8 protein-coding genes and 2 pseudogenes are annotated in these 9807 nt (G+C 56.1%); 3 read left to right on the top strand and 7 right to left on the bottom strand.

The genetic code is table 11. From position 1 onward, the window contains the following. Positions 1-1419, top strand: a 1419-nt coding sequence (locus ACIQCS_RS23635) for a TolC family protein (protein ID WP_401531941.1), incomplete at its 5' end; no start/stop codon positions are given. Positions 1420-1807: 388 nt separating this feature from the next. Here the strand turns inward: ACIQCS_RS23635 and ACIQCS_RS23630 are convergent. From ACIQCS_RS23630 to ACIQCS_RS23615, 4 genes are all read right to left on the bottom strand, one after another. Beyond that, positions 1808-1993 (bottom strand): hypothetical protein, encoded by a 186-nt coding sequence (locus ACIQCS_RS23630; RefSeq protein ID WP_401531940.1) that lies wholly within the window; start codon positions 1991-1993, stop codon positions 1808-1810. Between the two features lie 1163 nt (positions 1994-3156). Then, positions 3157-3504, bottom strand: a complete 348-nt coding sequence (locus tag ACIQCS_RS23625) for a hypothetical protein (RefSeq protein WP_401531939.1) — start codon at positions 3502-3504, stop codon at positions 3157-3159. Between the two features lie 57 nt (positions 3505-3561). Continuing rightward, positions 3562-5010, bottom strand: coding sequence for a TolC family outer membrane protein (locus ACIQCS_RS23620; RefSeq protein ID WP_401531942.1), 1449 nt, complete (start codon positions 5008-5010; stop codon positions 3562-3564). 56 nt (positions 5011-5066) lie between these two features. Continuing rightward, complete coding sequence (locus tag ACIQCS_RS23615; RefSeq protein ID WP_401531938.1) at positions 5067-5444, bottom strand: hypothetical protein; 378 nt, start codon at positions 5442-5444, stop codon at positions 5067-5069. A 421-nt stretch (positions 5445-5865) separates the two neighbouring features. Here ACIQCS_RS23615 and ACIQCS_RS23610 point away from each other — a divergent pair. Together ACIQCS_RS23610 and ACIQCS_RS23605 are read left to right on the top strand one after the other, a co-directional pair. Beyond that, positions 5866-6000, top strand: a pseudogene (locus ACIQCS_RS23610) (transposase domain-containing protein); the annotation flags it as partial. A gap of 41 nt (positions 6001-6041) precedes the next feature. Continuing rightward, positions 6042-6404: a hypothetical protein gene (locus ACIQCS_RS23605; protein WP_401531937.1), complete on the top strand. Its 363-nt coding sequence runs from the start codon at positions 6042-6044 to the stop codon at positions 6402-6404. Between the two features lie 241 nt (positions 6405-6645). Here the strand turns inward: ACIQCS_RS23605 and ACIQCS_RS23600 are convergent. From ACIQCS_RS23600 to ACIQCS_RS23590, 3 genes and pseudogenes are all read right to left on the bottom strand, one after another. Beyond that, positions 6646-6834 (bottom strand): annotated as a pseudogene (locus tag ACIQCS_RS23600) (transposase DNA-binding-containing protein); the annotation flags it as partial. Between the two features lie 554 nt (positions 6835-7388). Beyond that, positions 7389-8873: a hypothetical protein gene (locus ACIQCS_RS23595; protein WP_401531936.1), complete on the bottom strand. Its 1485-nt coding sequence runs from the start codon at positions 8871-8873 to the stop codon at positions 7389-7391. Positions 8874-8975: 102 nt separating this feature from the next. After that, on the bottom strand, positions 8976-9602 hold the full coding sequence (locus ACIQCS_RS23590; protein WP_401531935.1) for a hypothetical protein: 627 nt from the start codon (positions 9600-9602) through the stop codon (positions 8976-8978). Between the last annotated feature and the right edge of the window lie 205 nt (positions 9603-9807).

Below are 9807 nucleotides of genomic sequence, written 5' to 3'. Positions count from 1 at the left end.
GCCGGGGTTAACCCCGGCTCATTGGGCAACCAGGCCCAACAATCAGGGAATTTTCAAAGCCCACATCCGCGGAGAATTACACGCCCACTGACACTTGGGATTATGATTGTTCCGCTTGGATCTTGCGCTTCGTACAATCCGGCGCCTCTTGGGCCGGACACGACTGCCGCCCTCCAGACAACAACGGCCGCGCTCGCTGCGGCAGCAGCTCGGTTTGAGCATCCGATCCTCGCGCCCGTTTCCGTCGACTTCAGCAAACCTTTGACAGCCGACATGCTTGCGGTCCTGGCCGTCGTGGGAAACCCCGATCTCCAGGCGGCGCGGAAGCGTGCAGGCGTCGCGGCGGCTCAGGTTTTCGCCGCACGACTAATGCCGGATCCTGCTATCAATCTATCGTACGATCGCCGGCTTTCCGGACCCGACCCGTTCGACGCGTTGGCTGGACAGCTGGCATACGAGTTAACGGCTTTGCGCGACCAACGCGTCGCGAACGCCGCAGCGCGGGCAGCTGCCGATCAAATTCACTTCGATATAGCGTGGCGGGAATGGCAGACGGCTCAGCAAGCGAAGCTGCTTGGCGCGCGTATCTCGGGGCTTTCCAAAACCGTCGGGCTCTTGAGCGCAGCGAAAGCGGACGAGGACGATATCGTTGCCAGGATGATGCGCGCGGTTTCGTGGGGAGACCTTTCCGGCGAGTCACTCGAGATGCGCAAGCTCAGCGCCGCCCAGCTTACCAGTCGTCTGCGGCAAGCCAAGCGAGATTTGAGCGCATCGCGATTCGACCTGACCAGGCTTCTTGGACTTCCGCCAGAGACCAAGATTTCATTAGCTGATTTCATCCCATCTGCTCGAGAGTGGGACGCAAAATTACTTCTTGAAGACGCGACTTCTCGCCGCCTGGATTTGCGAGCGTTGGAGGCCGGGTATGTCAGTCAGGAAGCCGTTGTTCACAAGGCCGTGCTTGACCAGTTCCCGAAGTTGCAGCTGACGATTAGTCGGGCGCAGGACACGGCGTTCAATCAGACGGTGGGATCTGCGGTCAGCTTCATCTTGCCGCTGTGGAACCGAAATCGTGGCGGTATCGCCGTCGCCGAGGCGACGCGCGCGCAACTTCGAGCGGAGTATGCCGCTCGCGTGTTCGCGACGCGAGCCGATATCGCCACGCTCGTCGACGGACTGCGTTTGGCACGCTTGCAACGAGATGAGGCGGCGCGACCGATGTCATCGCTTGAGAGATTGGTCGCGAGTAGCGACGCGGCGGTGCAACGTGGGGACATGATCGCGCCCGCCGCTAGCGCGTTGCGGCAGAGCCTTTTCGAGAAGCGGGCCCTGCTCGCGGCGCTTGACCAATCGATCGCAGAACAGACGGTTGCTTTGGAATTGTCGGTCGGGCATCCCTTGGCGTGGCTTGAGCGGTAGCCGGTCTCAATCGTGGATGGTGATGATCGTCGCGCTCCCCTGGGCTCGACCCGCACTAGTCGCGCCGGTAGAGCCGGACCGATGGTCGTTGCGCCTGGGGCGCCGGAGCTTGACCTTGTCCGGCAGCGGCGGCCCAAGCACGATGGGCATATACGGGTTCACCGCCGAACCAGGTCCGAACGAATACAAGAATCAATGCGAGCCAGCCGAACGCAGATCGGGTTGGGCACATTTGCGGTACACCGCCAAGCCGCTAACGTGATCAGCGCAGCTAAGACGATCAAACCAAAGCGCGAGTGGAGGTTGGCGGTGGCATGGGGCGTAGCGCCGAGCGTATCGCGCCGCATATCGCGATACCCTGCTGCAAACGCCGCGACGTTCCCCACCTTCAAACGAAATTGGAAATGCACATTGCCCCGACGAGCGTCTGTTTGATCTTGGACTCAGTGACTTCCGGGGCCGCCGTGGCCACCCCCTCCATGCCCAAAGCCGTGCCCGCCGGGGCCGCTATGGCCACCCCCTCCATGACCAAAGCCGTGTCCGCCGTGGCCACCCCACCCGTGCTCGCCGCCATGCAAGCCGATCCCGATTCCGCCGTAGAAGGGGATGCCATAACCACCGTAGCCGTAATAATAGGGGTCATAATAACCTCGCCCCCCATAGTACCCGTCGAAATAGCGGGCTTGCGAAATGGGGGCCGCGATCATGCAGGTCGGCGGCGGTTGGTTGCTGGCCTGTGGCGCGGTCGCTGACGGAGAAGGGGGAGGCGGCGGCGGAACCTGCGGGCCGTACGTTGGGTCGCGAGCATCAATCGGCTCTGCAACAAACGCACCGGGCGTTGAACATGGTACAGCATAATAGGCGACCGCCGGATGAGAAACAGTATAAGTTGTGCACCCGCCAAGCGTGAGCAGCACCGCCGACCCGAGCGAAAGTCTGAAAGGGGAAACTAGCATAGAGCCTCCGGCTCCGGCGCGTTTAGGCCGTGATCGAAGGTGCGCTCGCAAAGCCGTGCATGCAACGAAACAAGTGTAAATTGAAAACTTTGTAATCGACGCTTCATAAACGCGCGTTGCCCCATCACGGCACACATCCGCCATCCGCCATCCGCCTAAAATCGGACTTAGGGAAGAAGGTCGAAAAAACGCCTAAGGTGACAACCCTTGGTGCCCTTGTCTAACGAAGCCGCGACCCGAGGAATTGAGCGGCAATCGAGTCGCCGCGACCCAGGGCCGCGCCTTTCGAGCGGAATGGCTACCGAGGAGCGTGTCCAGCACATTTCTTCCATCCCTCCGGGCCGATCGGATTTCCTGCAGTCGTTTACCGGTTATCTGTCGGAACCAGCTGAAGGGGCGTTGTCGCCGGTCTTTTTGTCCCACGAGAATTCCGAAAACAGACCATTACGTTCTTCGGGCCGGCAGATTCACAGTGCAGATGGGCACGCCGGCGGTCGCCTTTGATTCGCGATGCTGGGCGCGACGCCTGTGAGGGCGACGCCCCGGGGGCAACGGCCGAGTCAGGATATGGTGAAGTCGGCCGTCCCGCGAGCGCAATTCCGGGCGCAGCGACTATGGCCGATGCCAACAACATTCGAGCAAGCATGGGCGATATCCTGGCAGAGATAAACAATGGATTCTAAAATATGGTCCCGAAGTCGCTTTGTGTGTGCAAGTTAAAATGAGCGTGAGATGCGCATTAACGTCCTTTAACAATGCATCATCAAAAAGGGAGGGGAGGCTATTTTGTCAGCCTAACAGCATCCATGGTTGTAATGGCGGCGACAAATCCTGGTCGAAAGGCGATGGCAATATCAGATCTCAGCTGATCACTTGAGCTGCTGGTTAGGAGATCGACAATGATTACCCAGAAATTCATGCCTTCGATTACAATCCTCCCGCGCTTGGCGTTTGGCGCACTGATGCCTTCCTTCTGCGAAGCGGCGGTAAACCCATTCTTCAAACCAAAGAATGATGATTTAACGCAGCCCAGTCGTCCTGACGGGCGGCGATGACCCATGGCTTGCAGCCCCGCGATGTCGCGCAAACTGAAATTCCCGGTGACTGCCAGCGCGCGATCACGACTCATTCTACACCGATCACGTGAAGGAATCGATCGCGGCGCTGCGCGGGGATAGCGTTAGCCTTAGGGCATCGGCGGTGGTCTATCGGGGTCTTTCGGTTGGCTGGCATCGCCGGACCCGTAATTGGACCCATGCGTCGGCACGCGGCTGTAGTCGAGGGTCGGATCATAGAGCGAAACGCCAAAGAGGCCCAGATCTTTTGCTTCGGCGCGGCCCATTGCCGCACGCAGTGCGAACCCAGCGACATAAGCATCTCGCTTCGCTGTCACGCGCTGGACACGGCTGTTGAGCAATTCCTGTTCGGCGTTCAGGATCTCCAGCACGGTTCGGTTCCCGACGCTGTTTTCCGCGCGCACGCCTTCAAGAGCCAGCTCGTTCGATGTCACCGCCGCTTCGGCGGATCTGATCACGGCCATCGTCGCGCGGTAGCGCGAAAAGGCGGCGCGCGCCTGGGCCACCACCCCGCGCTCGATCTGGACAATCTGCTCGAGCGACTGGCTTTCGAGCGCCTGAGCTTGACGAACGCGCGCGGCGGGCGCGCCACCCTGGTAGAGCGGGATCGTCACTGAAACACCCAGCGTTGCGGTACGCTGCGCCTGGCTGAAAGCGCGCCCGGGAATGCTGGCCCCAAGTGTTCCAAGATAGTTATTGTAGTTGCTGTTGGCGACGAGTGAAACGCGAGGCAGGCGAGCGGCCGCCGCGACCCGAACATCGAAGTGTGTCGCTGAGCTTTGCGCTTTTGCCGCGAGCAGCTGCGGGTTTTCTGAAACCGCGATAGTGACAGCAGCATCCGCCGTCGATGGAAAGTCGGGTAAGGGCGGAGGGGGCTGGAGGTCGTCGGGCAGCACACCGACGAAGCGCAGGTAATTCTGAACGCTCGCATCGAGCTGGGCACGGGCCGTTTCGAGCTGTCCTTGAGCCGTTTCCAGCCTCGCTTCGGATTGCGCGACATCGGTGCGCGTGAGATCCCCGATCTCGAAGCGATCGCGTGACGCGCGAAGATTGATTTCAAGAACCGCCACATTCCCCTTGTTGAGATCAACTATGGCGTCGTCGCGAAGCACATCGACATAAGCGGCGACGACCGCAGTGAAGACATCAGCCTCGGCGGTCCGCAGCCCCTCGCGACCCGCGTAGACGCGAGCGTCCGCTGCTCGAATGCCGTTTCGCACCGCACCGCCTTGGAAGATCGGTATCGAAAGATTGGCCGCCGCGTCGGCGGCGCGAAAAGGAGAAACAAAGTTATTGGCGGAACGGACGACGAATTCTTGATAGTCAGCGGTCGCGCTCAGCGTCGGTCGGGCAGCGGCCTTTGCGATCGGCACGCCTTCATCGGTTGCACGCTGTCCAGCACGCGCGGCGGTCAACGTCGGGTTCGTGCGATATGCTCGCTCGAGTGCATGGCGAAGCGTTTCCGCATTAGTAGCGCGCGTGGGCGCGACGATAGCGCAGGAGGCGGCAACCGCGAGCACAGGAACGCCTGAGCGTATAATCGCGCAAAAATGCAACATAGTGCGAGATTGTTCAAATGCTTGCGCGCAGGCGAACCGCTTGCAGGTCACGGGGTTCAGCCCTTGCAATGCTGGCGTGACCCTGCGGGCCGCTGAAAGACGATGGCCGTACCGCGGCCGGCCACGACGTAGCCACTACCGGTCAGATTCCCGCCAGTTTCGTCCGCGGTGAGACGGACAGGCGTTCCATTATCGGGCGGCTGGAGAAGTGCGCCTTGATCGCCGGCGAGATACTCGATGCGAACCACGCTGTCGTCGTCGCAGCGATATGTGTGGTCACTCACAATGGCGGGCGGAAGCGCGGTCGCAGCGAGCACTCCGGTCCCACCGGCGCCGTTTGCAGAGACTTGCTGCATCCCGGCGCGAGAATTACAGCCGCCAACGAGGAGCGACACCGCGAAAATTTGGGCGATCAGCCCCGAACGGAACCGCATGGCATCATCCTGTCGCTTGAATGGAGTCCGTGCCCGATACCTGTTGGTCGCGACCCGCACATGACCGCAAATGGGAAACGCTAACCGGGCAGGGAAGGAGCAAAGTGTCAACCGATTCTACTCCTGTACTACCGGCCAATGGCCCCTGGTCGTGCGTGACAAGACCAGGGGCCGCCGGCATCGGACGCTGCGCCGCACGACGCATAGAAGCAGAGCGGGCCTCTTGGCGTTGCGTTGTTGTGTCACGATCTTTGAAGGGGGCGAGCAGACCCAGATCGTCCTCTCTCTTCCATAACCCTATTGATGAAGCGAAGAGTCGCTTGCACCGGCAAGCATTTCGCCGCCTGGGTGGTAACTTCGTGGTCCAGCGTCGCTGCCGTCTGTCGCCAACATTAAATCGGTGTTAGAAATGGAAGAAATAGACATCCTCGCCCGGGCCATGACGCTCATCGAAAGCGCCAAAATCAATGCCCTCGACCTCCAAGCCTACATCACCGATCTCCTCCATCGCATCCACGATCACAAGATCAACAGGATCGACGAATTGCTTCCCTGAAATTGGGCACCGCTGACTGTCCCGCAAGCATTGGCCGCCTGATGGGCACGGTCACCTGCGTTCTCACCCTCGACTATGTCGCCAGAATCCTCGACGAGGACGTGGAATCGCTCGAAGCCATCGTCTCAAATGACGACAACCTGACCTACGGCACCATCATCCGCGTCTACATCGACCCCGACGAGGCCATCACCGCGCTAACCGATCACGGCGTCGAAGAGCTGACCGACCTGCTCAGCGAAGCACTTTCACAACCAAGGCCTGGCACCAGTTCCTCGATGACTTCGTCGACAATCCCGAACTCGCCGCCCGCTTCAAGGTACTGGTATCGCGGTGATAATCGGGCGGTTACCGATGGGGGGATCGAGAAAGGCTTTCACTCACTCGTCGATCTCCTGGCATAGGCGGCTGACAGCGAGGCTGGCTTGCGTCAGCACGCCGCACAGTTTGTGTTGGCGCCAGCGTCATTCCTTGTTGCGCCCGCTGTTCACATGCTGGGTGTAGCCGATGCTGTCCGCCGCCGATCGCTGATAGACAAATTCTGTCGTGTCCTGCACCACCAGCACGGTGCCCTCGCAACTGACGGCGCGGCGTGCTGTTGCTTGAAAATGATCCGGCAGGATCTGCCACGCCCACCGAATTGTTCGACAGAAAGCGATACTCCGCTTTGGTGTTAGCCCAATCTTCGCAGGCTAGCGGAAGCGGCTGACCTGTTGCGCTATCCAGGCACTCCATCAGTTTGCGCAGTTGATCGCCGAGGCGCGAATCTCCGAACCCAGAGCTCTCTATTTCACCATCGATCCACGAGCCGCTATCATCATGATCCTTCCCCATCGCACGCTGCCCGTGTGGTTTAATGCTCAAGCAGGAATGACAATCGCCTCTATGGCTTCAATCTCGATGCGCCAACGAGAATCTCGGGCGCGACGACCTGTGGGTAATTGAAAGCCTCGCCGGATGATACTGAGGACGTAGCGGCTTGTCCTGATCCAGTCGGGCTAGGGAACGCGCCGCCCTGAATGCGGCGCTCATCGGCGCCTTCGGCAAGGGCCACTTCCGTGAAGCGATTGAGAATTGCGGTCAACAAAAATCCGGGGCATTATGCGACGGAATCGGCGTGCCCTCAGCGGATGCGGTATGTCTGACAACTTTGTCGCGTTCACCGCGGGCGAACCAGATACCGGGACATTGACAGCTATCGACCATCAATATTCCATACGTTCTGGAATCAGAAAATTGGTATCAAAAGCAGCAAAAATGAATATCATTCATACATATCCAAGCATTATGATAAAAATGTTTACAATTTCGCGACAAAAATGAAAATTAAGTCATTGTAGTATAAGGCAACATATGAAATCTTTTGTGGAGATTGCCAAAATAGACGGTCACATACCTCTACAAAATTTCAGCCTAATTGGTGTCAGCAGTATGAACCCAGCGGGAAGCCGACGTTTATACTCGTAATATCGATATATTGTAGCAATCAATTTTCCTTGCTTGACAGGCAAAATGTCATATTTTGCTTCCTTCAGCACTATAGCCGCATAATACCTACTATTTAACTTTTCAACTAGTGGATCACTACCATAACCAAGGCGCAATTGCTGGCCGACATTAAAAAAGTCGATTTCTGGCCGCTTCCTAGCCCAGTAACAAATCGCTTGTACATCGCATGCGACGGGCCCATTAATAGTAGCAACATTATCTATTAGGGCAGACCACTCCATCTTAATTTGTGGCGCCGATGAAATATTTTTCACTATATCATAAAAGAAATATGGAATGCCTAAAATCGGTATCGCAAAGGGGGCAGTCACCAAAAATAAAGAGGAGCGTCGCTCCTTGCTACTACCGGCGGGTTCTGCCCGGGACAGTGCTATGTTCAGTACAATTGTGAGGGCAATAAGAGCTTCGAAGTGCGCGTTGTAATCCACCCCTTCGCCAGCCCGCTGGAGGATACCTAAGGGAACGGCCAAAGCGGCGAACAAAAGAAGTAGGTCGAAGCGATGATCCGCTCCCCGCTCCTGAAGTAGCATTCTAAATGATCCAGCAAAAGGTAGAATAAACGGAGTTATAATTAGCCCCTGTACTGCCATGCGCCGCGCTGAATATACCCTCGCGTGGCCAAAAATATCCTCAAAATATTCAAAACCGTAAATTTGAATAAATAGCAAGTTGACAGTTATCAATAACAATATTGAAGTTGCGATATAGGTGAATAGGTAATTTCTATTATGCAATAAGAACCAGAAACCGACAGCTAATGGCAAAGAAATCAAATTGTGCTTAATAAACAAGCCGAGTATGAAAAATACGGAGGCAAATATAGCAGATAGGTGTGCAATATCTTTCTTAGAAAGTAATATTAGAAGTCCGATCATCATCGACGAATGCGCTAGCCACTGCGGATCATTTGCAGCTACGTAGCTACGGAAATAAGTCGCGTTAAATAGCGCGAATAAAGTAGCTCCAACGGCTGCCTGTGACGTTGTTGCGTGTAGGGCTCGAGAGGACATGTATATTGCAATGCATACAAAAACCATTGAAACTAGTGCAATAATTCGTCCTGCTACTATATTATCCCCTAAAATGCTACCGATTTTGGACAATACTATGAAAGAAATAGGTGGGTAGTTGTTAATGAAAAGAGAATTATTTGACAGATATAGTGGTTCATCGTGTTGAACTAAAAATGCAAAATATGCATTCCACCCTTCGTTAAAATTCGAAGAAGTGTGATCAAATATGTAAATAACTTGTAATATTAGCAAAATTGCTACCGCAAAGCCTAAATAAATATAAAATAGTTTCAATATATCGTGTGATGACTTTGCTTCGTGCTGTGACCAAGCGCTTCGCCTAAATTTCATAATAGCCTCATTCGCAAGATAAACCAATCAGGCATGCTGGGCGTCGAACTCAAGGTGAAAATTTTGTAGCCGCGACAAAATCGGCCTGTTAGTAATTGCTAATTAGCGACGCCTCAAAAACGCGTAGTTATGATCGGTTCCAGGCACCCAGATACGAGCTTCCAATTCGTGAATAGGACGGTAATCAAAATGCTTTGTCGCGAACTCTTCAAGCGCAGACGGATGGCCGCGACGATCATTCCAACCGAGAACCAACAAGCCATTCGGACGCAATATCGCGGCGCATGTTTCAATGGCCTCAAGTTGCGTGCGATAGCTATTGAGTCCGAAGCCAAAAAGACCATTCATTACGACAGATTGAATTGTCGCCGCAGGAAAATGCTCGCGAGCGTTTGTGATGCTGTCAACAACGTGTCGCTTCGAAGCTCCGTGCTGAGCCACTGAGGGGTCGATGTCGATCGTCCAGCATTCCGCCCCGTGCAATTCGATCAGCGACGGATATTGCGCGGTGTAGGCGCGGACGCCAACGAAAAGGACTGGGCCGCCCTCGCTGGCTACGGCAGGCAATATGTGCTGGACGAGTAGTTCACGACACGGCGACAAGTGAGTTTTGGAGGCGCGGCGAAGACTTCGAAAAAACTTCGAGATCGCGAAACGAGACGGCGCCCACCCATCAAAGGGAGCGAGGCTCATACGTGAGCGGCTTGCGGACCAGAGCGTCTTTGTCATTGCTACCTTTTCCATGTATATTTGGATTATTTAGTGCTTGCCGATGGATTGCGGGGTTCGGCGGGTTGATCCGAGCCTGCCAAATGCGCATTTGTTGCGGGATTTCGCAGTGTCGTTGCCCCCTAATTGCCTGACGAGGCCTCGCGGGTTTGGGTGATGTACTCGCGGGGTGATCGGTAGCCTAGCGCCTTGTGCGGATGGACCT

The sequence above is a fragment of the Sphingomonas sp. NPDC092440 genome (genome assembly GCF_044754985.1).
Classification (GTDB): Bacteria; Pseudomonadota; Alphaproteobacteria; order Sphingomonadales; family Sphingomonadaceae; genus Sphingomonas.
The sequence above is the reverse complement of the archived record's forward strand: the minus strand, read 5'-3'. Positions and strand labels throughout refer to the sequence as shown.

What these genes read in the sequence shown, in the direction of transcription:
- ACIQCS_RS23605 (WP_401531937.1), top strand. Translation starts at nt 6,042, where the DNA reads ATGGGCACGGTCACCTGCGTTCTCACCCTCGACTATGTCGCCAGAATC.
- ACIQCS_RS23590 (WP_401531935.1), bottom strand. Translation starts at nt 9,602, where the DNA reads ATGACAAAGACGCTCTGGTCCGCAAGCCGCTCACGTATGAGCCTCGCT.
- ACIQCS_RS23615 (WP_401531938.1), bottom strand. Translation starts at nt 5,444, where the DNA reads ATGCGGTTCCGTTCGGGGCTGATCGCCCAAATTTTCGCGGTGTCGCTC.
- ACIQCS_RS23630 (WP_401531940.1), bottom strand. Translation starts at nt 1,993, where the DNA reads ATGGCGGCGAGCACGGGTGGGGTGGCCACGGCGGACACGGCTTTGGTC.
- ACIQCS_RS23620 (WP_401531942.1), bottom strand. Translation starts at nt 5,010, where the DNA reads ATGTTGCATTTTTGCGCGATTATACGCTCAGGCGTTCCTGTGCTCGCG.
- ACIQCS_RS23625 (WP_401531939.1), bottom strand. Translation starts at nt 3,504, where the DNA reads ATGAGTCGTGATCGCGCGCTGGCAGTCACCGGGAATTTCAGTTTGCGC.
- ACIQCS_RS23595 (WP_401531936.1), bottom strand. Translation starts at nt 8,873, where the DNA reads ATGAAATTTAGGCGAAGCGCTTGGTCACAGCACGAAGCAAAGTCATCA.